Below are 22,874 nucleotides of genomic sequence, written 5' to 3'. Positions count from 1 at the left end.
CGATCCCCAAAAATCCCCGATTGAGACTCAGCGTGTTTCGCCGAACGCGCTTTCGAGCAGCCAGGACAGCGCGTCCTTGCGCGCATCCAGCCGGTCGCCCACGGCCGGTTCGAGCACGGCGGCGTCGGCGATCACGGTCGCTTCGCCCCTGCCGATCGCGCACCGGGCGAACACGCGATCGTAGGCGATCCAGCAGTCTTCTGCCGATGCGGAATAGTCTTCCACCGGGTGGAGCGTGCCCGCCAGCCGGACGGGCAGCGGCGCGAGATCCGTCGCAATCGTGCGCTCGCCGGCATCCTGCGCCGCGTCGTACCGCATCTCCAGCCCCCACCGCCCGAGGATGGGCGACAGCAATACGACGTCCTGCGGCCGGCGACGATCGCCGATCGCGAAGCGCGATTCCGCCGTCAGCATGGGATCGGCAAAGACCAGCACGCGGCCGCCGGCGCGCACCCATTCGTCGAGCGCGACATTCTCGTACGGCGACAGCGCCCGGGGCTGGGCCAGCAGCAGATGGTCGAGTTCCGCCAGCTCGCCGCTGATCGCGCCATCGTCGTCGGCCAGAGTGTCGAGCGGAATCAGTTCGAACCGGCGTTCGATGGCGGTGCGAACCCAGCCGGTGTCTGTCTCGCCGCCAAGCAGTTCGGACATGCCCGCCGTCTCACCCCAGTAGATCGGCAAGGTCGTGAACAGGCCGAGTTCGCCCCGCGGTCTGCCGGCGCCGCTCAGGGCCCATGCAGCAACCCCGATGGCGAGGGCGGCGAGCCCGGCCAGCCAGACCAGCCTATTGCGCTTCGAGCGCATCGTCCTGTCCGGCAATCGGCGGCAGGGTCGGCGATGCGGCCGGCGCGGGCGCGGGGGTGGCCTTGGGACCGGGGACCACGCCGGCTTCCGCCAGGGGGTCGTTCTGCTGGCTGTGCACGGTCGGGCCCGGGGAAACCGTGGCCGCCGCTTCGGGCACGCTGCCCGCCTCGGTCCGGTTGGCCCGATCGGTGATGACGTCGGCAAGCGCCAGCATCAGGACGATGCCGACCAGTCCCGAGGCCCCCACCTGCAGGCGATGAAGCGAGACCGAACGGCCGCGCGCCATGGCTTCGAGCCGCTGCTGCGCCGTGCCGGAGCGCCTTTCGCCGATGATCGTGCCGATACCGCGCATATCACGAGGCTAGAGCAAGTTGCCGGGCAGTCAATCGCGTTGCAGCCAGTCGAATACCGGAAGCCCCTTCGCTTCCAGCCATTCGCGGTCGTAGAGCGTGGAGAGATAGCGGAAGCCGGTGTCGCACAGGATCGTCGCCACGCGCGATCCCTTGCCCAGTTGTCGGCCCAGTGCGATCGCGCCGGCGACGTTGATGCCGGAGGAAAGGCCGAGGCACAGCCCCTCTTCGCGCAGCAGCCGCGCGACCCATTCCAGCCCTTCCTCGTCCGAGATGCGGAACTGGGTGTCGATCGGCGCGCCTTCCAGGTTAGCGGTGATCCGGCCCTGCCCGATCCCTTCGGCGACGGAGCTGCCTTCCGCCTTGAGTTCGCCGTGAGCGTAGAAGTTGTAGAGCGCCGCGCCGTGCGGATCGGTCAGCGCGATGGTCACGTTCTCGTCGCGCTCCTTCAAGCCCATGCCCACGCCGGCGATGGTTCCGCCGGTGCCCGCCGCACAAGTGAAGCCGTCGATCCTGCCGCCCATCTGTTCCCACAATTCGGGCGCGGTGGTTTCCAGATGCGCCTTGCGGTTCGCGGTATTGTCGAACTGGTTGGCCCAGACCGCGCCTTCGGTTTCTTCCGCCAGGCGGCGGCTGGTGTGGACGAAGTGGTTGCAGTCCGAATACTTGGTCGGGGGAACCAGCACCAGTTCGGCGCCCAGGGCGCGCAGAGTGCTCATTTTCTCCCGGCTCTGGTTGTCGGGCATGACGATGATCGTGCGATAGCCCAGGGCATTGGCCACCAGCGCGATGCCGATCCCGGTATTTCCCGCCGTCCCCTCGACCACGCAGCCGCCCGGTTTCAGCTCGCCGCGCGCCTCGGCATCGCGCACGATGCCCAAGGCCGCGCGATCCTTCACGCTGGCGCCGGGATTGGCGAATTCGCACTTGCCCCAGATCTCGCAGCCGGCGGCCTCGCTCGGCCCTTTCAGGAAAACGAGCGGGGTATTGCCGATAAGATCGAGGGTGTCGGTCCGGGGTGCGGGTAAGGTCATGATGAACGAGCTAGGATCGCTTGTCGGCGCGCGCAACGCATTTGCGGTTTGGATGCGGATACTGCGCCTAATCCCCGGCCCGGCCCGCGCGCCGGCCGGGCAGCGTCATACCGTGCAGGTCGTGCGGCGCGGGGGCGTCAGTCCTCCTGCGCGATCGAGACTTTCAACCCGTCGAGATCGGCGGTGAAGGGTATCTGGCACCCCAGGCGCGAGTTCTCGTCGCGATGGTCGCTCGATTCGAGCAGATCGTCCTCGTCCTCGCTCATTTCGGGCAGCTTGTCGCGAAAGGCCGGATCGACATGGACATGGCATGTCGCGCAGGAACAGCACCCGCCGCAGAGCGCGAGCAGCTCGTCGAAGCCGTTGTCGCGGATCGCTTCCATCACGGTCAGGCCGTCATCGACGTCGATCGACGATTCTTCCCCACTGCGATTGACGACGATCAGCTTGGGCATTGCGCATGTTTCCCTTATGGCGTGCGGCCGTTGCAGGCCGGATGCGCGGGCCTGCTAGGCAATCGAACCGGGGAAGGCAAGCGAACGCAATGGGACTGACGGCCGATCAGTTGCGAGAAGGGATCGATTTTGTTGCATCGCGCGAAGCGCGGCTTGGCGCGGCGCTGGAACGCGTCGGCTATCCCGAACCGCGCATTCGCGAACGGGGGTACCGCACCTTGCTGCGTACCATCGTCGGGCAGCAGGTTTCGGTCGCGGCCGCCGCGTCGATGTGGAACAAGCTGGAAGCGGAACTGGGCGAAGACATGCCCCCCGATGCCTTGCTGGCACGCGATTTCGACACACTGCGCGCCTGCGGCCTTTCGCGCCAGAAGCAAGGATATGCCCGCTCGCTGTGCGAACGGGTGGTGAGCGGCGCGCTCGACCTCGACAGCCTGCCGGCCGGGGACGAGGAAGCGATTGCCGAACTCACGCAGATCAAGGGCATCGGTCGCTGGTCGGCCGAAATCTACCTGCTGTTCGCGGAAGGGCGCGCCGACATCTGGCCGGCGGGCGATCTCGCCGTCCAGGCGGGCATCGGCCGGATCCTCGATCTGGCAGAGCGCCCTTCGGAAAAGGAAACGCGCGCGCTCGCCGAAGACTGGCGGCCGCATCGCGGCGCGGTCGCGATCCTGACCTGGCACTGCTACAACAATCCGGCCCTGTGAACGGTTCGTCGGTTTACCGATGAAAGCCTGTCCGCATTTGCTGTAGGCTGACGCGTTACGAACAGGAGGGAAAACCATGAAAATTCGTTCGCTTTCGCGCAGCCTGCTTGCAGGCACCGCACTCGCCGCGCTGGCAATGACATCGCCCGCCACTGTCGCGGCCCAGGAAACGGAGAGTATCTCGGGAATGACCAATCCGGCCGAAGCCGCACCGCTGATCCCGCGCGAGGATCTGTTCGGCAATCCCACCCGCAGTTCCGGCAGGCTCAGCCCGGACGGCAAGTGGCTGAGCTGGCTGGCGCCGAAAGACGGGGTGATGAACGTCTGGATGGCGCCGGCGGACGATCCCGACGCCGCGCGCGCAATGACCGACGCGACCGAACGCCCGATCCGGTCCTATTTCTGGGCGCCCGACAGCCGCAGCCTGCTCTATATCCAGGACAAGGGCGGCGACGAGAACTTCCTGCTCTACGGCATCGACATCGCCAGCGGCAGGGAAACCACCCTGACCCCGTTCGAGAACACCCGGGTCCAGATCGTCGGCACTTCGGAGAATATCCGCGACAAGATCCTGGTCGGCCTCAACAACCGCGATCCGCGCTATCACGACGTCCACCTGCTCGATCTCAACACCGGCGAACTGACGCTGGTGCAGCAGAACGACGCCTTCGCCGGCTTCCTCGCCGACGACAACCTCGCCCTGCGCATGGCGCTGCGCCCCAACGAAGCGGGCGGGATGGACTTCTTCCCCATCGTCGACGGCGAGATCGCGGACGAGCCGAGCGAAAGCACGGGGCTGGAGGATTCGCTGACCACCCAGCCGGTCGGCTTCACGACCGACGGCAAGACGATGTACTGGATCGACAGCCGCGGGCGGAACACCGCCGCGCTGATCGCGCAGGACATGGAAACCGGCGAAAAGACGGTGATCGCGCAGAACGACAAGGCCGATATCGGCGGGGCGATGACCGACCCGAAGACCGGCGAGATCGAAGCCTACAGCTTCACGTACCTGACGACCGAATGGACCGCGATCGACCCGGAGATCGCGCAGGCGCTCGACTGGCTCGACGCGCGGCTCGACGGCGAATTCGGCGTCCAGTCGCGGACCGACGACGATCGCAAGTGGGTGGTGTGGAACGATCCGCTGACCGCGCCCAGCAAGGCCTATATCTTCGACCGCGACGCGCAGACCCTGAACGAATTCTACACCAGCCGTCCCGAGCTGGAAGGTGCCCCGCTCCAGGCAATGCATCCGCTCGAACTCAAATCTCGCGACGGCCTGACGCTGCCTTCGTATCTGACCCTGCCGCCCGGCTCCGACGCCGACGGTGACGGCCTCCCCGAAAACGAAGTGCCGATGATCCTGCTGGTCCACGGCGGGCCGTGGGCGCGCGACGATTACGGATACAACTCCTATCACCAGTGGCTGGCGAACCGCGGCTACGCCGTTCTCAGCGTCAATTTCCGCGGCTCGACCGGTTTCGGCAAGGACTTCATCTCCGCCGGCGATCTCGAATGGGGCCGCAAGATGCACGACGACCTGATCGACGCGGTGGACTGGGCGATCGAGAACGGCGTGACCGCGCCCGACAAGGTTGCGATCATGGGCGGGTCCTACGGCGGATATGCGACGCTGGCGGGCCTGACCTTCACGCCGGAGAAATTCGCCTGCGGCGTGGACATCGTCGGCCCGTCGAACCTCGAAACGCTGCTGGAAACCATTCCGCCCTACTGGGCGCCGCTGGTCGAACAGTTCCACCAGCGCATGGGCGACCCCGACACGCCCGAAGGGCTTGCCCTGCTCAAGGAACGCAGCCCGCTCCATTCGGCGGATCGGATCACCAAGCCGCTGCTGATCGGCCAGGGGGCCAACGATCCGCGAGTGAAGCAGGCGGAAAGCGACCAGATCGTCGCAGCGATGCAGAGCCACGGCATCCCGGTCACTTACGTCCTGTTTCCCGACGAAGGGCACGGTTTCGCCCGCCCCGCCAACAACATCGCCTTCAATGCGATCAGCGAGAATTTTCTCGCCACCTGCCTGGGCGGCCGGGCCGAGCCCATCGGCGACACGGTGGCCGCCTCCTCGGCGGAAATCGTCGAAGGCGAAGAGTTCGTGCAAGGGCTGACGGAAGCGCTCGCCGACTGACGCTTACGTAAAGCGCTGGCAAAACCGACCGCACGGGATTACTCCCGTGCGGCTATTTTGCGGGGAGAGGCACAATGGGCGATCGCAAGGCGATCTTCATCACCGGCGGCGGTTCGGGCATCGGGCGCGCTATCGCGCATCTGTTCGGCCAGCGCGGCTGGTTCGTCGGCGTGGGCGACATCGATACCGCCGGAATGCAGCAGACGCTGGCCGGCATCGGAAACGGCTATACTTACGCGCACAAGCTCGACGTGCGCGACCGCGCCGCCTGGGATACCGCGCTGGACGCTTTCGCGACCGCGGCGGGCGGGCGGATCGACGTGGTCGTCAACAACGCCGGCATTCCGCTGGGCGGATCGCTGTCGGACAACAGCACGGAGGAAATCGACCGCTGCATCGACATCAACCTGAAAGGCGTTCTCTACGGCGCGCAGGCGGCCCTCCCCTGGCTGCAGAAGACGGCGCCCGGAAGCTGCCTGCTCAACATCGCGAGCGCGGCGGGCATCTACGGCACGAGCGGGGCCTCGGTCTATTCGGCGACCAAGTTCGGGGTGCGCGGAGCGACCGAAGCGCTCGATGCCGAATGGGCCGAACTGGGCATCGGGGTCCGCAGCCTGTGCCCCGGCTTTATCGACACCCCCTTGCTCGAACATGCGCCGAACCAGCAGAGCAACGAGGCGATCCGCGACCGGGTCCGGGCGGCCGGGCTGGAGATCACTCCGGTCGAGCGGGTCGCCGAGGCCGCCTGGGAGGCGGTCCACGGCGACAAGCTGCACACGCTGGTCGGCCAGACCGCACGGCGGCTGGCGTTCGGCGCGCGCTGGATGCCCGGCAGGGTCCGCAAGATGGCGCGCGCCACGGCGCGGCCGCTGGGGCAGTAAAGCAGCGCTTCAGAGCGCGTCGATCGCCTTCGCCATCTCGGCATCGCGGCGCGACAGCCCGCCCGCGTCGTGCGTCGTGAGCACGATCTCCACCCGGTTGTAGACATTCGACCACTCGGGGTGATGGTCGGCCTTGTCGGCGAGCAGCGCGACGCGGGTCATGAAGCCGAACGCCTCGTTGAAGTCGGCGAACCGGAACGTCCGCTGGATCGCATCGCCATCGCGCACGAGCGACCATTCGGGATGCCTGCGCAGCAGCTCTTCGCGTTCGGAATCGGTCAGGCGGGCAACGGCCATTTCGTGTCTCCTTGTTAGGCCCGGCGCTTTCGCCTAACCCGCGCGACCATGCAAGCGCACCTCGCCGCGACCGATCTCGCCTGCCGCCGTGGCGAACGGTTGCTGTTTCGCGGCGTCTCGCTCGACCTCGGCCCCGGCGCCGCCTGCCGGGTGGCCGGCCCCAACGGCATCGGCAAGACCAGCCTGATCCGCATTCTGGCCGGACTGCTGCGGCCCTTCGCCGGCACGGTCGAGCGGCGCGGCGCGATCGCATTGCTCGACGAGCGGCACGCGCTGGACCCGCAGCTCCCGCTGGGCCGCGCGCTGGCCTTCTGGGCGCGGCTCGACGGTGCGAGCGCCCGCGAGCACATCCGCCGCCTGGGGCTGGAGAAGCTGGAGGACGTACCGGTGCGCTATCTTTCCACCGGCCAGAAGAAGCGCGCCGCGCTGGCGCGCCTGATCGCCCAGGATGCGCCGATCTGGTTGCTGGACGAGCCGCTCAACGGCCTCGACCGCCAGGGCCTGGCGCTGTGCGAAACGCTGGTTGCCGAACATTGCGCGGCAGGCGGCATTGCTCTGGTGGCAAGCCACCAGGAAATGGCCGCACCGGCGATGACCACGCTTGCGCTGGCGGACTTTGCGCCATGAGGACGATCGCCACTCTCCTGCGCCGCGATCTCGCCCGGTTCCTGCCCGGCGGGCGCAGCGGCGGGACGCTGCTGCCGCTGCTGTTCTTCCTCGCGGTGGCGATGCTCTACCCCTTTGCCGTCGGCCCCGATGCGCAGTTGCTGGCGCGGACCGGCGGGGGGGTGATCTGGATCGCCGCGCTGCTGGCGGCGATCCTGCCGCTCGACCGCCTGCTCGCCCCCGATGTCGAACAGGGATTGTTCGACCAGTGGGCGCTTCGCGGCATTTCGGAAGAGCTGGTGGTTGCGATCCGCCTGCTCGGCCACTGGCTCAGCTTCGGCCCTTTCCTGATGCTCGCCGCGATCCCGGCCAGCGTGCTGGTCGGGATCGACGGGGAAAGCCTGTGGCTGGTCGAACTCGGCCTGCTGGCGGGCACGCCGGGGCTGGCCGCCATCGGTATCGTGATCGCTTCGCTGACCATCGGACTGCGCGGCAGCGCGGCCCTGGCCGGCCTGCTGGCGATCCCGCTCGCCGTACCGTTGCTGGTCTTCGGCGCAGGGTCGCTTTCCCCCGACGGCGAGGGCGGCCTTGCCCTTGCCGCCGCGATCAGCCTGCTGCTCGTGGCGATCGCACCGTTCGCAGGCGGAGCCGCCATCCGCGCCGCGCGCGAGGGATAACCCCGTCGCCGCAGGCCCCGGGCGCGATGCCGAGGGCTCAGCCGTAAGGCGGCTTGTGCAGGCCTTTCTCGCTCAGAGTGAAGATCTCGTTGCCCGTTTCGGTAATGCCGATCGAGTGTTCGAACTGGGCCGAGAGGCTCTTGTCGCGGGTCACGGCGGTCCAGCCGTCCTTCAGCAGTTTCACCCACGGCCGGCCGAGGTTGATCATCGGCTCGATCGTGAAGAACATGCCCGGCCGCAGTTCCGGCCCGGTGCCCGCGGCGGCGGCATGGACGACCTCGGGCGCATCGTGGAACAGGCGGCCGACGCCGTGGCCGCAGAACTCGCGCACCACGCCGTAGCGGAACTGCCGGGCATGGTCCTCGATCGCGGCGCCGATATCGCCCAGCCGTGCACCGGGCTGGGCCTTCTCGATCCCAATCATCAGGCATTCGTGGGTCACGTCGACCAGGCGCCGCGCCTTCAGCGGCACGTCGCCCACCAGGTACATCCGGCTGGTGTCGCCGTGCCAGCCGTCGAGCAGGGGGGTGACGTCGACGTTGACGATGTCGCCGTCCTTCAGCGCCTTCTCCCCCGGAATGCCGTGGCAGACGACGTGGTTGATCGAGATGCAGCACGAATGGGTGTAGCCGCGATAGCCGAGCGTCGCCGGCACCGCGCCGCCGGCCAGCATCAGTTCGCGCACCTTGTCGTCGATCTCGGCCGTTGTGACGCCGGGCTGCATCAAGGGGACGATGGCATCGAGAATGCTGGCGGCAAGCCGGCCGGCGCGGCGCATCCCTTCGAAGCCCGCTTCGTCGTGGAGCTTGATGGTTCCGTCGCGGATTACCGTCTCACGGCTGTCGATCACCTGATATTCGGTCATGACAGGCGATGTAGGCGCCTTGCCGCGCAATTGCCAGCTTATCGGGCCGCGAACGCCGCCCGATATTCGGGCTTCACGGCCGCGACCACCGCCGCGTCGACAGGGAAATCGAGCTCGTACGCCCCTTCGGCATAAGGGCCGGCGACATAGGGGCCGAACCAGATTCCGATGCGATCGAAGGCCTCCCCGCCGGCCGACCCGACGAGGACCGTCGCGTCCTTCACGTGCTGGCAACTGTCGAAGCCGGAATCGTCGCCATCGGGCACGGCAGGCACCGGCGCGCCCCGGCGTTCGGCGCGCTGGGCGTTGAGCGCCTCGCAGAGCTTGTCGCCCAGCGCATCGTCGAGCGCGCTTGCGGAGCGGAACATCGCCGCCCCGTCCATTGCCTCGCCGGCCTGCTTGTCCCAGACCAGCGATTCGAGGCCGTACATGCCGTGCGCGCCGCCCGAGTAGGTGGAAAACGCGCCCGAGAGGCTGAGATAGCCGGGAGTATCGGCCACGACCTTCCATTCCTGCGAATAGCTGTGCGGACGATAGGGATAGTCGTTCGCCTGCGCCTGTTCGCGATCGTCCGAGGCCTGCGATTCCAGCGCGGCCTTTGCCGATTCGCGCCGCTCGTCCAGCATTGCCGCCAATTCGGGAATCCTGCCGGCTTCGGCGGGATAGGAATAAGCGAAGCTGTAAAGGTCGTTCTCCTCCTTCACGGCGCTCGCCGCGCCCGAGGCGCTCGCGCTGGCCGAAGCGGTGCCCGCCTCGTGCTCGGCAACGCCGAGTTCCTCGCTCACTTCGTCGGGAGAGGAACAGGCGGCCAGCCCCAGAACGATCGAAGAGGCCAGGGCGATTTGACGAAACGGCATTGGATTTTCTCCCGCGAATGGCGCTATCGGAACAGTATGGGCCACGACAGCATTCTCATTCAAGACGATCGCGGGCAAGACGCGGTTCCCATCCACCTTGTGAACACGGAAGGGTTCGAAGCCTGGTCGAAGAAACTCGCCCCGGGCCAGCGCGCCGCTCTCGCCGCGCAGAAATTCGACGGCACCCCCCACCAGGTCGGTATCGTGCCGGATGGCGACGAATGGTTCGCCGTCGGCGGGGTCGCCGATCCCGACGATCTGTCGAGCTGGTGCATGGCGAGGCTGGCCGAAGCTCTTCCCGCCGGGACCTATCGCCGCGCGGGCGGCGATCCCGGCCCCGCGCTGCACGGCTGGCAGCTCGGGCAATATCGCTTCGAACGCTATCGCCAGGAAGACGAGCCCACCGGGCCGCGCATATTGCTGACAACGCAGGTCAAGCGCATCGAACCCGCATTGGCGGAGGCGCAGGCGGTATGCCTGGTGCGCGACCTGGTGAACACGCCCGCCGAAGACATGGGCCCCGCCGCGCTGGAAGAAGAATGCGAACGGCTTGCCAAAGTGCACGGGGCGAAGCTGTCCACCACCCGGGGCGACGCGCTGGAGCAGGGCTTTCCGATGGTCCACGCGGTCGGCCGCGCCGCCGCGCGCCACCATGCGCCGCGCCTGATGCACCTGACCTGGGGCAAGGAAAGCGACCCCGTGCTCGCGCTGGTCGGCAAGGGGGTCTGTTTCGATTCGGGCGGGCTGGATGTGAAATCGTCGTCCGGCATGTTGCTGATGAAGAAGGACATGGGCGGCGCGGCGCACGCGATCGCGCTGGCGGGGCTGGTGATGGGCGCCGGGCTGCCGGTGCGGCTGCACCTGATCGTGCCGGCGGTCGAAAACGCGATTTCCGCCAATTCCTTCCGCCCCGGCGATGTCCTGCGAAGCCGCAAGGGCCTGACGGTGGAGATCGGCAATACCGATGCCGAAGGGCGCCTGATCCTGGGCGATGCGCTGACGCTGGCGAGCGAGCACGGGCCCGACCTGGTGATCGATTTCGCCACGCTGACCGGCGCGGCGCGGGTTGCGCTGGGGCCGGAGTATCCGGCGCTGATGACCCGGCGCGACGAAACCGCCGCCGCGCTGATTGCCGCGGGCAAGGCGCATGACGACGAGCCGTGGCGCCTGCCCCTGCCCGAAGCCTATGCCGAGTGGCTGAAATCGGACATCGCCGATACCAACAATGCCCACGCCAATTCCTTCGCCGGGGCGAGCGTCGCCGGGCTGTTCCTCGACAAGTTCGTCGGAACGCTGGACGACGACACGCCTATCGACTGGGCCCACTTCGACACCTTCGCATGGCGGCCGACGGCCAAGCCCGGCCGGCCCAAGGGCGGCGAGGCCTATGGCCTGCGGGCCGCGTGGCACATGCTCTGCGCCCGCTATGCCCACGGGTAGCGGGCGGCGCGCCGCGCTTGCCCGGCGGCCTGCCAGCGAGTAAGCGCCCGGCTTTCAGACTTTCGAGGTCCTCAAGAAATACCTGTGACGGCGCACGATATATACCAGTTGCCCGAAGGCCCCATCGGCCTGAAGGGACCCGTTGCGCGTCCCGCGCCCGGCACCCTGCCGCTGCGCGGGGACCTGGCGCATATCGCGCTTGCGGGGCGCTACCTCGCGGCGCACTACGTCATGCCGCAACCGCGCACGGTCGGCGCGCAGGGGGCCGCGCTGCATCTCGCCCCGGGCGAGGATTCCGAAGCGCTTGCCCAGCTTGCGGCGGGCACCGCGGTCGAAGCGCTCGATTATGCCGGAGACTGGTGCTGGGCGAGCTGCGGGCCGGAGGGGCCGAGCGGCTATCTGCGGATCGATCGGCTGGCGCAATGACCGTCTCTGTATTCATCGACGGCGCGGCGGGCACGACCGGGCTCGAAATCGTGGAGCGGCTGCGCGGGCGGCCCGAGTTCGCGCTGGGCGTTCTCGAAGGCGAACGGCGCAAGGACGCCGCGGCGCGGCGCGAGGCGCTGAACGATGCCGACATCGCGATCCTGTGCCTGCCCGACGACGCCGCGCGCGAAGCGGTGACGATGATCGATCCAAATGCGCGGACGCGGGTGATCGACGCCTCCAGTGCGCATCGCACCGCGCCCGGCTGGACATACGGGTTCCCCGAACTGGTCGGCCGCGACACGGTGGCCTCGGCCGCGCGGGTCAGCAATCCGGGGTGCTACCCCACCGGCTTCCTCGCGCTCGTCGCCCCGCTGGTGCGCGCCGGGCTGATCCCGGCCGACTGGCCCTACACCGTCAACGCGGCGAGCGGATATTCGGGCGGGGGCAAGGCGCTGATCGAGCAGTTCGAAGCCGGGGGCGCGCCGGCATTCCGCGCCTATGGCTACGACATGGCGCACAAGCATCGGCCCGAAATGAAAGCCCACGCCGGCCTGGTGCACGACGTGATCTTCGCCCCCTCGGTCGTCCCGGCCTATCGCGGAATGATCGTCGAGGTCCCGCTGCACCTGGGGGCGATGGCGGGCGATCCGACCGCCGCCGGTCTGCGCGATGCCCTGCGCGACTTCTACCAGGATTCGCCGGTCGTCTCGGTCCGCGACGAAAGCGGGATCGGCGCACTGGTGCTCGAAGAGAGCGCCCGTCCGTCCGACGCCATGGAGCTGTTCGTGTTCGGCAACGAGGGTGGCTGGCACGCGCGCCTCGTCGCCCGCCTCGACAACCTCGGCAAAGGCGCGAGCGGCGCTGCGGTGCAGTCGCTGAACCTCATGTGCGGGCTCGACGAGACGGCCGGCCTGCGCCTCGATGCCTAGATTTTAGGCAGCGGGTGGATTCGGTTTAGGCAATCGGCGCGCCCGCGATCGGCCGTTCCCGGCCAAACCCGGCGGGCGGCCGTATTGGCACGCTTCTTGATTTGCCGGCAGGGGTAAGCGATGAGCCGAACCGGGCGGGCACGCGTTCCGCACGGGTCGGCACATTGCGCAGGGATCGAAGGCTACATGAAAAAGATCGAAGCGATCATCAAACCCTTCAAGCTCGACGAGGTGAAGGAGGCGCTGCACGAAATCGGGGTGTCTGGGATCACCGTGCTCGAAGCCAAGGGCTTCGGCCGGCAGAAGGGGCATACCGAGCTGTACCGCGGCGCCGAATACGTGGTCGATTTCCTGCCCAAGGTTAAGCTGGAAGTGATCGTCGGCGACGAGATCGCGGAGCGCGTGGTGGAGGCGATCGCCGCCGCCGCGCAGACCGGCCGCATCGGCGACGGCAAGATCTTCGTCTCCACCATCGAGTCGGCGCTGCGCATCCGCACCGGCGAGAAGGACGACGATGCGATTTAGAACTATCCCCTCCCGCTTGCGGGAGGGGAGCGAGACTTGGGCTTGCACAGCAAGTCCTAGTCGCAGTGGGGTGGGTTTCCGACCGCTGCGACTGGCCCACCCCCGCCCCCTCCCGCAAGCGGGAGGGGAGAAATGAAGGAAGAGCACACATGTCCAAGGCCAAAGATGTCCTCAAGCAGATCGAGGAGCAGGAGATCGAATGGGTCGACCTGCGCTTCACCGACCCGAAGGGCAAGTGGCAGCACCTGACCATGACTGCCGCCATGCTGGGCGAAGACGAGCTTGAGGACGGGCTGATGTTCGACGGCTCCTCCATCGCCGGGTGGAAAGTCATCAACGAAAGCGACATGATCCTGAAGCCGGACCTCGAGCGGACTTATGTCGATCCGTTCAGCGCCACGCCGATGCTGATCCTGTTCTGCGACATCGTCGAGCCTTCGACCGGCGACTGGTACGGCCGCGACCCGCGTTCCACCGCCAAGCGGGCGGAGAATTACCTCAAGAGCACCGGCATCGGCGACACCGTCTACGTCGGGCCCGAGGCGGAGTTCTTCATGTTCGACGACGTTCGCTTCGAAGACGGCTATGCCGGCTCGGGCTACGCGATCGACGATGTCGAGCTGCCGACCAACACCGGCAAGGAATACGAGGCCGGCAACCTCGCGCACCGTCCGCGCGCCAAGGGCGGCTATTTCCCCGTCGCGCCGGTCGACAGCGCGGTCGACATCCGCGGCGAGATGGTCGCGACGATGACCGAAATGGGCCTCAAGTGCGACAAGCATCACCACGAAGTCGCCGCCGCGCAGCACGAGCTGGGCCTGCTGTTCTCGACTCTGGTCGAAACCGCCGACAACATGCAGATCTACAAGTACGTCGTGCACCAGGTCGCCCATGCCTACGGCAAGACGGCGACATTCATGCCCAAGCCGATCAAGAACGATAACGGCAGCGGCATGCACACGCACATGTCGATCTGGAACGAAGGCAAGCCGACTTTCGCCGGCAACGGCTATGCCGGCCTGTCGGACACCTGCCTCCACTACATCGGCGGCGTGATCAAGCATGCCAAGGCGCTCAATGCCTTCACCAACCCGACCACCAACAGCTACAAGCGGCTGGTCCCGGGGTTCGAGGCGCCGGTCCTGCTCGCCTATTCGGCGCGCAACCGCTCGGCCAGTTGCCGCATCCCCTACGGCGCGGGCGACAAGGCCAAGCGGGTCGAGTTCCGCTTCCCCGATGCCATGGCCAACCCCTACCTCGCCTATTCCGCCCTGCTGATGGCCGGGCTGGACGGGATCCAGAACAAGATCCATCCGGGCGAGGCGATGGACAAGAACCTCTACGACCTGCCGCCGGCCGAACTGGCCGACGTGCCGACCGTCTGCGGCAGCTTGCGCGAAGCGCTGGAGGCGCTTTCGGCCGACCACGACTTCCTGCTCAAGGGCGACGTGTTCACCAAGGACCAGATCGAAGCCTATATCGAGCTGAAATGGGAAGAGGTCATGCGCCTCGAGACCACCCCCTGCCCGGTCGAATTCGACATGTATTACAGCGCCTGATCCGCATAGCCCGATCACCGAGGGGGGGCGTCCGGACGCGAGTTCGGGCGCCCTTTTTCGTGCCGCAAGCGGATGCCTCGCGCTCCGGCCCACAGCTTGCCGAAAACGACTTTTTTCAAAAAACCATTTTCCTACACCCCCATTTGTTGCCTATTTGTTCTGCCTCGATTCGTTTTCGACGAGGTGACTGCATGCAACGCAAGACGATTTTCGACGCTGTCCGCGCAATGCTCGGGCGCGCAGTAGCCCCTCCACCACTCGCTTCGCGAGCGGTCCCCCTCCCCAACGCAAGTCGTTGGGGAGGAACGGTGCCTGAATCCTCCCCAACGACTTGCGTTGGGGAGGTGGCAGCCGCGACAGCGGCTGACGGAGGGGCCAGCGAAACCACCCCCGAACCTCCCCGATCCCACACCGTCGGCCCCGCGGGCATCGCTCTCATCAAGCGGTTCGAGGGATGCGAGCGACTGCGCAAGGACGGGCTGGTGGAAGCCTATCCCGATCCCGCCAGCAGCCTGGCCCGGACCGGGGCCGGGAGCGGCGCACCGTGGACGATCGGCTGGGGCGCGACCGGGCCGGGGATCGGCCCGGGAACCGTGTGGACGCAGGAGGAATGCGATGCGCGGCTGGTGCGCGACGTCGGACGCCATGCCGCCGAAGTCGCCGCCGCCATCGGCGATGCGCCGACCACGCAGGGCCAGTTCGATGCGCTGGTCAGCTTCCATTACAACACCGGCGCGATCGCCCGCGCGACGCTGACCCGCAAGCACGTGGCGGGCGACCACGACGGCGCGGCGCGCGAGTTCGCCCGCTGGAACCGCGCCGGTGGGCGGGTGCTGACCGGCCTTGTCCGCCGGCGCGCCGCCGAAGCCCGGCTCTATGAAGGCAAGCGGGCATGACCGCCGCGGCGCTTCGCACGTCAGTAGTCGCGGCTGACTTCCGCCCGCACGCTCTCGCGGCCGATGGTGGACACGCTGGCGAGCAGCGAGAGCCACGAGGTCACCCGGAACTCCACCTCGGTCGCGCTGTAGCCCTGCCCGTCGGTGATGATTTCGGCATAGAACCGGCGGCCGAAGTTCTTGCCCACCGCAACCGCCGTACCGCGGTCGAGCGCCGGATCGGGGCCGACGATGCGCAGGCGGTCCAGCCCGATCGCGGAGCGCAGCTGGTTGATCGGGTCGAGCCCGCCGCCGCCCCGCAGCGATGCGACCGCTGCGCCGAGCTGGAGCGCGTCGGTTGCGGAAAGGTCGGTGATCGACCCGCCGAACAGCAGCCGGGCGAGAATCTCCTCCTCGGGCAGCGCGGGCGACGAGGTGAAGCTGATTTCGGGCTGCATGGCATTGCCCTGGACCTGGACGATGACGTCCAGGCCGTCGCGCTCCGTCTCCGCCCGGATATCGAGCCGCGGATCGATCGGGCCGGTCTCGTCGAAATCGATCTGTCCGCGGGTCAGTTCGAACCGCGCGCCGGCGAACGTGTATTCGCCCCGGACGACCGAGGCCTCGCCGCCGATACGCGGATCGTCGGTCGTCCCGCGCACCCGCACGTTCGCGCGCCATTCGCTTTCCAGCCCCATGCCGTCGACATCGACGCGCGACGGGGCGCGGGCGTCGATCAGATAGCGCCAGGGGGCGCTGGGGACGGCGCGTGGGGCAATATCGGCCGGGGCGTTGATCTCGCGCGTGCTGATCTGCGGCAGGTCCTGCGCCTCCTCCATCGCGCCCAGCGACCAGCTTGCCCGGTTGACCAGCAACCGCCCGGCGATCGTGCCGCCTATGCCGTCGGACACGATCCGCAACGGTCCGGTGACAGTGGCCTTGAGACCGTTGGCATCGAGCAGGCTGGCGTTGCGCGCCGCGATGCGGATATCCATTTGCGGCCCGCGCTGGCCGAGGTCCTGCAAGGTCACGGTGCCGCTGCCCGACACCGTGCCGCCGCCGGCCGTGTTGCCGGCGAAGCGGGTCAGCCGCAGGCGCGCCCCCGCGAAGTCGCCCCGTGCGCTGACCCCGGTAACGTCGGTGCCCGACAGGCCGCTGCGCAGCCGCAGGTTGTCGCTCGCAAGGGAGCCGCGCACTTGCGGATCGGCCAGCGTGCCGGTGACATTGGCGGCGACCGAAAGCGGCCCTGTCAGGTCGAACGTATCGATCGCGGCGAGCCGCCACAGCGCGTCGGCGGGGCCGGCATAGCGCAGCTGCGCCGCCAGGTTGCCCGCGCGCAGCCGGTCGAACAGCGCGCCGCCTGCCGGCAGGCCGGAAATGCGGCCCTGCAGGCGCCCGCGCCGTTCGCCGCCCTCGTCGATCACGGCGCGCGTTTCCAGCTGGTCCGCGCCCAGCCGCGCGACCAGCGACAGGTCGATCGGGCGCGAGGTCAGGACCATGCCGGAACGGGTCAGCCCGTCCACCTGCACCCGCGCGCTGCCGGTCGGCAGGCCGTTCTCGCCCGTGCCGAAATCGACCACGCCGGAAATCGTGCCCCCCAGCCCCAGATCCTCCACCGCCGCATCGGCGAGCGACAGCGGCATCTTTGCCATTTTCAGTTCGAGCGAGGTGGGGCCGGTGCCGCCGAAACGCCCGGATGCGATCGCGATCCCGCCGCCATAGCCGACCTGCGTCGGCTGGAGCGCCCAGCCGCCCCCCTCCTGCGCGAGGAAGATCGCGCGGCGCGGCATCGAAATGCGGCGCCCGGCGAAGAACCCGCGCGCGGCAACGGCAATCCGCTGCGAGGCGAACTCGGCATCGAGCTGCATTCCCAGCCGGCTGCCGCGCCGTCCGGTGAAGGCGACGTCGACGTCCCCTTCGCCGTTGCGCACGCGCGCATCGGCGGTCAGGCGGCCGAGGAACAGGGTGCCATATTGCAGGCCCTGCGCGGTGGCGTCGCCTTCGATCGTGGTGTTCCCGTCGGCCAGCAGGCCGCTGGCCTCGACATGCGCGCGACCGATGGCAATCGGGGTCTCCCCGCCGAAACGGGCGCTTCTGGCGTCGATGGCGACATCGAACGCCTGCCCGCCGGCGCGCGGCGCCAGCGCGATCGTACCGTCCAGCCCGCCGCCGGCAAGCGCGAGATCGCCCGACACCCCGTCGTCGCCCAGCAGCAGGTCGCCCTGCACGCGGGTTTCCCAGACGTCGAGCCGGTCGATCGCGATCCGGGTCGGCCCGCCTTCGGGCATCAGCAGTTCCAGCGTGCCGTCGAACGGGCCGAGCATCGAACCGCCCTCCGTCTCGATCAGGAAGCCGTTCTCGCTCGGCACGATCGCGACGCGTACGTCCTTCAGCCCCGCGGCCGGCAGCGGATCGGCGAAGACGAGCGCGGCGCGCGGCCCCTCCCCGTCCAGCCCCGCCTCGACGGTGAAGGGCCCGTATTCGCTATGCGTCCCCTGCCCGGCGACAGTCGTGGTGCCATCGCGAACCTGGCCGTCGAGCGCGAGCTGGAGCTTCTGCGAATCGACCGTCAGATCGCGGAACACGATCGGCCCGGCACCGCCCAGGCCCACCCCGCCGCGGAAGGCGATCGTCGGCCCGGCAAGGTTGGCCAGCGTGGCATTGGTCACATCGCCGATGCGCCCGGCGAAATTGGCGCGCAGCGACCAGGGCACGCCGTCGGCGACCTTGAACAGAATCTTCGCAGTGCCGCTGGCCGCCCCGACGTTCTCTATCCGCAACCCGCGCAGCGCGACCGGCCCGGCAAGGGCATAGGCCCCGGTGCGGGTATCCCCCCGCAACGAGAATCGCGCGCTGGCGTCGGGGAAGACCAGCCGCAGATCGTCCGACACCAGGCGCGTGCCTGCGTAGACGATCTCGCCCGAAAGACGGCCGCGGACGAGGCGCGGATCGATCAACTCGTTGCCGACCACGACCCGCTGTGCGCGCAAGTCGAGCGGCACGGTCCAGCGCACGCCGTCGTAAGTCGCGGTCCCGTCCTGCACCAGGCCGCGCGCCTCGGTCGTCCCGCTGGCGAAGCGATCGACCACGATCCGGTGGCCGATCGTGAGATCGCGGAACGCCCCGTCGAGCGTGGCGACGATACGCGCCCCTTCCACGCGCATGTCCGCCACGGGCGCGGCTTCGGCCAGCCGCAGGTCGAAGGCGAAATCGTCGAACGCATTGTCGGCGAGATCGACGGCCCCCTGCGCATCGCCGACGATCCCGCGCGCGCGAACCGCCAGCTCGCCATCGAGCACGCTGTTTTCCAGCGTGCCGAAGGCAGCCAGCGAAACCGGGCCGGAAAGAAGGTCGGCCGCCACGCCTTCGAGCACCGGCGCCGGCGTCGCCTGCCCCACGATGCCGTAGCGGCCCGAACGATTGGTGATGCGGAAGGCGGCAAAGCGCTCGCCCTCGCGCTCCACCAGCAGGGCGCCGCGCCACCGGCTCCAGGTCCCGTCGCCGGTGATGCGCGCGCGATAGCCGGCGTCGGCACCGACAAGGCCGGCGATCACGCCGCCTTGCGGCGCGCGGTAATCGAGTTCGAGGTCGAAACGGTCGCCGTCGGGCTCCGCATCGACCAGCAGGCGGACGGTGTCGCGCTGTCCCAATTGTCCGTCAGCGTCGAGGAAGACGCGGCCGTCGCGAATGTCCGCCCTGGCGGCGAGGTCCACCCGGTGTTCGGAATCGTCCACCACACCGCGCGCGACCCGGAAATTGTCCAGCTCCAGCCGGTCCACCCGAATATCGAAATCGGGCAGGATCGGTGCATCGGGATCGCCCGGCAGCAATTCGGGCGTGCGCAGCAGGACCCCGCGGCGGGCGACCAGGTGCCGCACGTCGAGGCCGCTCCACAACCATTTCAGCGGGCGCCAGTCCAGTTCGGCCACCGGGACCGTGAGGAAGCGGCCTTGCGGATCGGAGAGCACGACATCGTGCAGCGTGGCCTGGCCGTATATGTCCCCCTCGATCCGGCCGACCGCGATGCGCAGGCCGGAAGCGGGTGCGACCTCGGCTATGCGGTCGACGATGAAGCGCTTGCCGATCGGGCTGTTGAGCGCGGCCAGCGCCAGCAGGACGACGGCGACCAGGCCGACGACGATGCCGACGCCCCACCGCGCCGCTTTCCCCAGCCGGGACCGCCGCGCGGGGGCCGCATCCTGCCCGGCCGCGTCGTCGGGACCGGCGGCATCCGGGGTGCTTTCGTTCGCCATCAGAACGCCTGCCCCAGCGATACGTAGACCGCAACCGGGCTATCGTCCGGGCCGGGGTTGATCGGAACGCCCACGTCCACGCGGATCGGGCCGAACCCGGTGTGGTAGCGCACGCCCAGCCCCGCGCCGACGCGGAACGTTTCGAAATCGGGCAACGTGCTGGTGCTGACCGTCCCGGCGTCGACGAAGGGCACGACCGACAGCGCGCCATCGAAGAAGCCGGTCTTGATGCGCGCCTCCAGGGCGACCTCGGCCAGCGAGCGCCCGCCGGTGGGGTCGCCCAGCTCGTCGTGCGGCCCGATCTCGCGATAGCCGTAACCGCGCACGGACCCGCCGCCACCGGCGTAGAGCCGGCGCGAGGGCGCGATGTTCGCGATCGCCGTCCCCGCGATCGTGCCGAAGCGCGCGCGCCCGGCGACGACGACCTTGTCGCTCACCTGCCGGTAATAGCTCGCATCGAACTGGCTGCGCAGATAGAAGCTTTCCACCCCCCTGCTGCGCGACACCTCGGGCGAGAAGCGGCCCGACACGCGGAACCCCTCGGTCGGGTCGAGCAGGTCGTTGGTCGTGTCGAGCTGGAGATAGAGCGGGATGGCGCCGACGAAATAGGTCTGGCGCGGCTGTTGCGGCGTATCGTCGTTCGCCGGGGGGCGCTCGCCCGTCGCCACTGCCTCGAAACCCACGCTCCAGCTGATCGGTTTCTGGAACAGGAGGGTCGACGAACGCTCGTAGCTGGCGACGAACGCGAGCGTGCGGGCGTCGAAGGCCGGGCTGTCGATCGTGCTGGCATAGGCATCGACGTTGAGAATGCGGTCGCGCCCGCCGAAATTGTTGCGGCGGAAGGTAACCCCGGCAAGCTGTTCCTGCGTGCCGACGATCCCGCGCACGCGGATGGCGCCTTCCGGCGGGAAGAAATTGCGGTGTTCCCAGCTTGCCTCGACACGGAAACCTTCTTCGGAACCATAGCCGACAGCCCCGGCAATCGTGCGCAGCTTGGCCCTGGTCATCTCCACATCCAGCGCGATTTCGCCCGGCCTGGTCGCATCGGGCGGCGCCACTTCGCGCTTGGTGATCGTGACGGACGAGACCAGCCCCGTGGCCACGATCGCGCGGCGCAGATCCTGTTCGAGGCTGCGCTGGTAGATGTCGCCGCGGTCGAACCGGGCGATGGTCTGGAGATGCCGGCTGGGCAGAAAATCGGGGGACCCGCTGACGATCTCGCCGAACGCATATTTGCCGTTCGGGCGGACCGGCATGGTCAGATCGCCCTCGATCCGCGCGTGATCGACCAGCAGCTGGGGCTCGTCGATCTCGGCGAAGGGATAACCCGTTTCGCCCAGCGCCCGGTCGAGATCGAACTGCTCCTGCACGATCGCATCGCTGGACAGCGGGTCGCCGGTCTCGATCTCGAACGCCGAACGCAGCGCCGGACCGTCGGGCGCCTGCTCGATCTCCCCCAGGTCGATCGCGCCGAACGAATAGCGCTCGCCCGGCACGATGTCGAAACGCACGTTCGCCCCGCGTTCGGCGGAATCGCCGCCGGGGCGGGTTCCGCCGACCGTGCGGATTATCTGGGCGTCGTAATAGCCGTATACGCGCAGAAGCTGTGCCAGAAGCTCCTCGTCCGCCCGCGCGCGCGCGGCAAGCTGGGCGATATTGTCGTCGTTGTCGTCGTCCTGCAGTTCCTCGACCGTCGACAGCGCCTCGAACCGTTTCGCGAGTTCGTCGCGCTGAGGAAAGCTTCCCTCTTCGGCCGGGAAACCGAGCGCCAGTTCCGGCCCCAGAGTGATCACTTTCATTTCGGGGGCCCCGCGAAAGAACTCGCGGTCGATGTCCGCAAATTCGATCTCTTCCTCGGGCGCAAGGGGATCGGGTTCGGGGATCGGCGTTTCGTCGGGCCAGGCGACCTGGATCGCAGGATCGTCGACCAGCGGATCGCCGGGATCGATCGCCGGCGATTGCTGGGCAGCGGCCCGCGCCTCCGGCTCGACGCCTTCTTCGGCCCAGGCCTCGGGATTGTCGACCGCCGCATCGGGGATCAGATCCTCGAGCGTTGCGGGAGCCTGGCGATCTTGCGCCAGCAGCGCCTGGGGCGCGGTCGCCAGCCCCAGCGCCGCGAGCGCGGCAGCGAGCCTATTCGGCCATGCGATACTGGCTGGCGGTGCCGTCCTTCGCGGGACGGGCCTCGCCGCCCGAATCGCTCCGGGCGCCGACGGCTGCGGCGATGAGCGCATCCTGCTCTTCGCGGCCCAGCCGCCGCCACCCTTCCGCCCCCAATCGCTCCATGGGGCGGAAGCGGATCTTGTACTGCATGCTTTGCGACCCTTCGACCCAGTACCCGAGGTAGACATAGGGCAGGCCCTCCTCGGCAGCTCGGCGAATGTGATCGAGAATGATGTAAGTACCAAGTCCAGACCGCGCCTCATGCTCCGGGTCGTAGAAACTGTAGATCATCGACAGCCCGTCGCCCTGGCGATCGGTCAGGCACGCTCCGACGAGGCGACCCGGGCCCGAACCGTCGGAGGGCTCCCGATATTCAACCACATAGCTGGTTACGGGCGTGTGTTCCACCATATCCGCGAAATCGAGTTCGTCCATCGACGCCATGCCGCCGCCCGGGTGGCGCACGCTCAGATAGCGCTGCAGCAGGTCGAACTGCTCGTCGGTCGCCCAGGGGCGGCACTCGGTCACCTCGAGGTCGCGATTGCGCCGCGCGATCCGCTTCTGCGAGGATGACGGGGCGAACTCGCCGGCGACCACGCGGACCGAGACGCAGGCCTGGCAATCGAGGCAACTGGGGCGATAGGCCACCGTCTGGCTGCGGCGGAACCCGATCCGGCCAAGCGCCTCGTTCAGCTCGTCGGCATTCGCGCCCTTCAGCTCCGTGAACACCTTGCGCTCGCTGCGACCGGGCAGATAGGGGCACGGGGCGGGGCTGGTCACGAAGAAGCGGGGGAAACGAACGGGGGCCGTCACGGCTTGGCGTTTACCTCTCTCGGCTGAATCGGCGTGCTGCGAACTTCTTCCCGACTATGCCGACATGCCGGCCGCGGTAAAAGTCCCTTAACCATATAACATGGTCGGCGAGGGGTTATTTTGCACAATTGAGGATCGGCGAATCGCCTGACCTGTGCGGCCATGGCACGCTTTGCGCGCCGTGCGGGAGGCTGCGCGGTTCGGAA

Annotated in this window: 21 protein-coding genes; 11 read left to right on the top strand and 10 right to left on the bottom strand. The window is 68.2% G+C overall.

The genetic code is table 11. The features are described from left to right. Positions 1–27: 27 nt before the first annotated feature. The 4 genes from V5F89_RS06960 to V5F89_RS06945 form a co-directional block, all read right to left on the bottom strand. A complete protein-coding gene (locus tag V5F89_RS06960) occupies positions 28–804 on the bottom strand; it encodes a Gldg family protein (protein WP_338444944.1) in 777 nt (258 codons plus the stop codon). Continuing rightward, the gene (locus tag V5F89_RS06955; RefSeq protein WP_338444943.1) at positions 785–1,156 is read right to left on the bottom strand and encodes a hypothetical protein; all 372 of its coding nucleotides are present in this window, start codon (positions 1,154–1,156) and stop codon (positions 785–787) included. Before V5F89_RS06955 ends, V5F89_RS06960 begins: the two co-directional genes overlap by 20 nt. A gap of 30 nt (positions 1,157–1,186) precedes the next feature. Continuing rightward, the gene (locus V5F89_RS06950; protein ID WP_338444942.1) at positions 1,187–2,188 is read right to left on the bottom strand and encodes a cysteine synthase A; all 1,002 of its coding nucleotides are present in this window, start codon (positions 2,186–2,188) and stop codon (positions 1,187–1,189) included. 137 nt (positions 2,189–2,325) lie between these two features. Then, the gene (locus V5F89_RS06945; RefSeq protein WP_338444941.1) at positions 2,326–2,643 is read right to left on the bottom strand and encodes a 2Fe-2S iron-sulfur cluster-binding protein; all 318 of its coding nucleotides are present in this window, start codon (positions 2,641–2,643) and stop codon (positions 2,326–2,328) included. 89 nt (positions 2,644–2,732) lie between these two features. Between V5F89_RS06945 and V5F89_RS06940 the strand changes: the two genes are divergently transcribed. The 3 genes from V5F89_RS06940 to V5F89_RS06930 all read left to right on the top strand — a co-directional run bounded on the left by V5F89_RS06940 (position 2,733) and on the right by V5F89_RS06930 (position 6,380). Continuing rightward, positions 2,733–3,350, top strand: a complete 618-nt coding sequence (locus V5F89_RS06940; RefSeq protein WP_338444940.1) for a DNA-3-methyladenine glycosylase 2 family protein — start codon at positions 2,733–2,735, stop codon at positions 3,348–3,350. 76 nt (positions 3,351–3,426) lie between these two features. Beyond that, a complete protein-coding gene (locus V5F89_RS06935) occupies positions 3,427–5,499 on the top strand; it encodes a S9 family peptidase (protein ID WP_338444939.1) in 2,073 nt (690 codons plus the stop codon). Between the two features lie 74 nt (positions 5,500–5,573). Further along, complete coding sequence (locus V5F89_RS06930) at positions 5,574–6,380, top strand: SDR family oxidoreductase (RefSeq protein WP_338444938.1); 807 nt, start codon at positions 5,574–5,576, stop codon at positions 6,378–6,380. A gap of 9 nt (positions 6,381–6,389) precedes the next feature. Here V5F89_RS06930 and V5F89_RS06925 read toward each other — a convergent pair whose 3' ends face one another. Further along, positions 6,390–6,677 (bottom strand): 4a-hydroxytetrahydrobiopterin dehydratase, encoded by a 288-nt coding sequence (locus V5F89_RS06925; RefSeq protein WP_338444937.1) that lies wholly within the window; start codon positions 6,675–6,677, stop codon positions 6,390–6,392. Positions 6,678–6,725: 48 nt separating this feature from the next. Between V5F89_RS06925 and ccmA the strand changes: the two genes are divergently transcribed. Next, positions 6,726–7,304 carry a heme ABC exporter ATP-binding protein CcmA gene (gene ccmA / locus V5F89_RS06920; RefSeq protein WP_338444936.1) on the top strand — a complete coding sequence of 193 codons (579 nt, stop codon included), beginning with the start codon at positions 6,726–6,728 and terminating at the stop codon, positions 7,302–7,304. Continuing rightward, the gene (locus tag V5F89_RS06915; protein ID WP_338444935.1) at positions 7,301–7,960 is read left to right on the top strand and encodes a heme exporter protein CcmB; all 660 of its coding nucleotides are present in this window, start codon (positions 7,301–7,303) and stop codon (positions 7,958–7,960) included. The genes ccmA and V5F89_RS06915 overlap by 4 nt, the downstream gene beginning before the upstream one ends. Before the next feature lie 37 nt (positions 7,961–7,997). Here V5F89_RS06915 and map read toward each other — a convergent pair whose 3' ends face one another. After that, positions 7,998–8,825, bottom strand: coding sequence for a type I methionyl aminopeptidase (gene map / locus V5F89_RS06910; RefSeq protein WP_338444934.1), 828 nt, complete (start codon positions 8,823–8,825; stop codon positions 7,998–8,000). Positions 8,826–8,863: 38 nt separating this feature from the next. Next, the gene (locus V5F89_RS06905; RefSeq protein WP_338444933.1) at positions 8,864–9,682 is read right to left on the bottom strand and encodes a DUF4163 domain-containing protein; all 819 of its coding nucleotides are present in this window, start codon (positions 9,680–9,682) and stop codon (positions 8,864–8,866) included. Between the two features lie 36 nt (positions 9,683–9,718). Between V5F89_RS06905 and V5F89_RS06900 the strand changes: the two genes are divergently transcribed. The 6 genes from V5F89_RS06900 to V5F89_RS06875 all read left to right on the top strand — a co-directional run bounded on the left by V5F89_RS06900 (position 9,719) and on the right by V5F89_RS06875 (position 15,460). After that, positions 9,719–11,122, top strand: coding sequence for a leucyl aminopeptidase family protein (locus tag V5F89_RS06900; RefSeq protein WP_338444932.1), 1,404 nt, complete (start codon positions 9,719–9,721; stop codon positions 11,120–11,122). An 84-nt stretch (positions 11,123–11,206) separates the two neighbouring features. After that, the gene (locus V5F89_RS06895) at positions 11,207–11,548 is read left to right on the top strand and encodes a hypothetical protein (protein WP_338444931.1); all 342 of its coding nucleotides are present in this window, start codon (positions 11,207–11,209) and stop codon (positions 11,546–11,548) included. Continuing rightward, positions 11,545–12,480, top strand: a complete 936-nt coding sequence (gene argC / locus V5F89_RS06890) for an N-acetyl-gamma-glutamyl-phosphate reductase (RefSeq protein WP_338444930.1) — start codon at positions 11,545–11,547, stop codon at positions 12,478–12,480. Before V5F89_RS06895 ends, argC begins: the two co-directional genes overlap by 4 nt. A gap of 186 nt (positions 12,481–12,666) precedes the next feature. Then, positions 12,667–13,005 carry a P-II family nitrogen regulator gene (locus V5F89_RS06885; RefSeq protein ID WP_338444929.1) on the top strand — a complete coding sequence of 113 codons (339 nt, stop codon included), beginning with the start codon at positions 12,667–12,669 and terminating at the stop codon, positions 13,003–13,005. A 149-nt stretch (positions 13,006–13,154) separates the two neighbouring features. After that, positions 13,155–14,564 (top strand): type I glutamate--ammonia ligase, encoded by a 1,410-nt coding sequence (gene glnA, locus V5F89_RS06880; RefSeq protein ID WP_338444928.1) that lies wholly within the window; start codon positions 13,155–13,157, stop codon positions 14,562–14,564. Positions 14,565–14,908: 344 nt separating this feature from the next. Then, on the top strand, positions 14,909–15,460 hold the full coding sequence (locus V5F89_RS06875; protein WP_338444927.1) for a lysozyme: 552 nt from the start codon (positions 14,909–14,911) through the stop codon (positions 15,458–15,460). Between the two features lie 20 nt (positions 15,461–15,480). On the opposite strand, the gene V5F89_RS06870 is transcribed toward V5F89_RS06875, so the two are convergent. From V5F89_RS06870 to V5F89_RS06860, 3 genes are read right to left on the bottom strand one after another with little or no spacing between them, the layout of a single operon-like run. Then, entirely contained in the window at positions 15,481–19,692 is a 4,212-nt protein-coding gene (locus V5F89_RS06870) for a translocation/assembly module TamB domain-containing protein (protein ID WP_338444926.1), read from the bottom strand. Then, a complete protein-coding gene (locus V5F89_RS06865) occupies positions 19,692–21,926 on the bottom strand; it encodes an autotransporter assembly complex protein TamA (RefSeq protein ID WP_338444925.1) in 2,235 nt (744 codons plus the stop codon). Before V5F89_RS06865 ends, V5F89_RS06870 begins: the two co-directional genes overlap by 1 nt. Then, entirely contained in the window at positions 21,826–22,668 is an 843-nt protein-coding gene (locus V5F89_RS06860; protein ID WP_338444924.1) for an arginyltransferase, read from the bottom strand. The genes V5F89_RS06865 and V5F89_RS06860 overlap by 101 nt, the downstream gene beginning before the upstream one ends. Between the last annotated feature and the right edge of the window lie 206 nt (positions 22,669–22,874).

The sequence above is a fragment of the Pelagerythrobacter marensis genome (assembly GCF_036700095.1).
In the GTDB taxonomy this organism is placed as follows: Bacteria; Pseudomonadota; Alphaproteobacteria; order Sphingomonadales; family Sphingomonadaceae; genus Pelagerythrobacter; species Pelagerythrobacter marensis_A.
The sequence above is the reverse complement of the archived record's forward strand: the minus strand, read 5'-3'. Positions and strand labels throughout refer to the sequence as shown.

Excerpts from the sequence above, each read along its gene's own strand:
- map (WP_338444934.1), bottom strand. The coding sequence starts at position 8,825 with ATGACCGAATATCAGGTGATCGACAGCCGTGAGACGGTAATCCGCGAC.
- V5F89_RS06905 (WP_338444933.1), bottom strand. The coding sequence starts at position 9,682 with ATGCCGTTTCGTCAAATCGCCCTGGCCTCTTCGATCGTTCTGGGGCTG.
- glnA (WP_338444928.1), top strand. The coding sequence starts at position 13,155 with ATGTCCAAGGCCAAAGATGTCCTCAAGCAGATCGAGGAGCAGGAGATC.
- V5F89_RS06945 (WP_338444941.1), bottom strand. The coding sequence starts at position 2,643 with ATGCCCAAGCTGATCGTCGTCAATCGCAGTGGGGAAGAATCGTCGATC.
- V5F89_RS06865 (WP_338444925.1), bottom strand. The coding sequence starts at position 21,926 with ATGCGCTCATCGCCGCAGCCGTCGGCGCCCGGAGCGATTCGGGCGGCG.
- V5F89_RS06900 (WP_338444932.1), top strand. The coding sequence starts at position 9,719 with ATGGGCCACGACAGCATTCTCATTCAAGACGATCGCGGGCAAGACGCG.
- V5F89_RS06950 (WP_338444942.1), bottom strand. The coding sequence starts at position 2,188 with ATGACCTTACCCGCACCCCGGACCGACACCCTCGATCTTATCGGCAAT.
- V5F89_RS06870 (WP_338444926.1), bottom strand. The coding sequence starts at position 19,692 with ATGGCGAACGAAAGCACCCCGGATGCCGCCGGTCCCGACGACGCGGCC.
- ccmA (WP_338444936.1), top strand. The coding sequence starts at position 6,726 with ATGCAAGCGCACCTCGCCGCGACCGATCTCGCCTGCCGCCGTGGCGAA.
- V5F89_RS06960 (WP_338444944.1), bottom strand. The coding sequence starts at position 804 with ATGCGCTCGAAGCGCAATAGGCTGGTCTGGCTGGCCGGGCTCGCCGCC.
- V5F89_RS06930 (WP_338444938.1), top strand. The coding sequence starts at position 5,574 with ATGGGCGATCGCAAGGCGATCTTCATCACCGGCGGCGGTTCGGGCATC.
- V5F89_RS06935 (WP_338444939.1), top strand. The coding sequence starts at position 3,427 with ATGAAAATTCGTTCGCTTTCGCGCAGCCTGCTTGCAGGCACCGCACTC.
- V5F89_RS06940 (WP_338444940.1), top strand. The coding sequence starts at position 2,733 with ATGGGACTGACGGCCGATCAGTTGCGAGAAGGGATCGATTTTGTTGCA.
- V5F89_RS06955 (WP_338444943.1), bottom strand. The coding sequence starts at position 1,156 with ATGCGCGGTATCGGCACGATCATCGGCGAAAGGCGCTCCGGCACGGCG.
- V5F89_RS06915 (WP_338444935.1), top strand. The coding sequence starts at position 7,301 with ATGAGGACGATCGCCACTCTCCTGCGCCGCGATCTCGCCCGGTTCCTG.
- V5F89_RS06885 (WP_338444929.1), top strand. The coding sequence starts at position 12,667 with ATGAAAAAGATCGAAGCGATCATCAAACCCTTCAAGCTCGACGAGGTG.
- argC (WP_338444930.1), top strand. The coding sequence starts at position 11,545 with ATGACCGTCTCTGTATTCATCGACGGCGCGGCGGGCACGACCGGGCTC.
- V5F89_RS06925 (WP_338444937.1), bottom strand. The coding sequence starts at position 6,677 with ATGGCCGTTGCCCGCCTGACCGATTCCGAACGCGAAGAGCTGCTGCGC.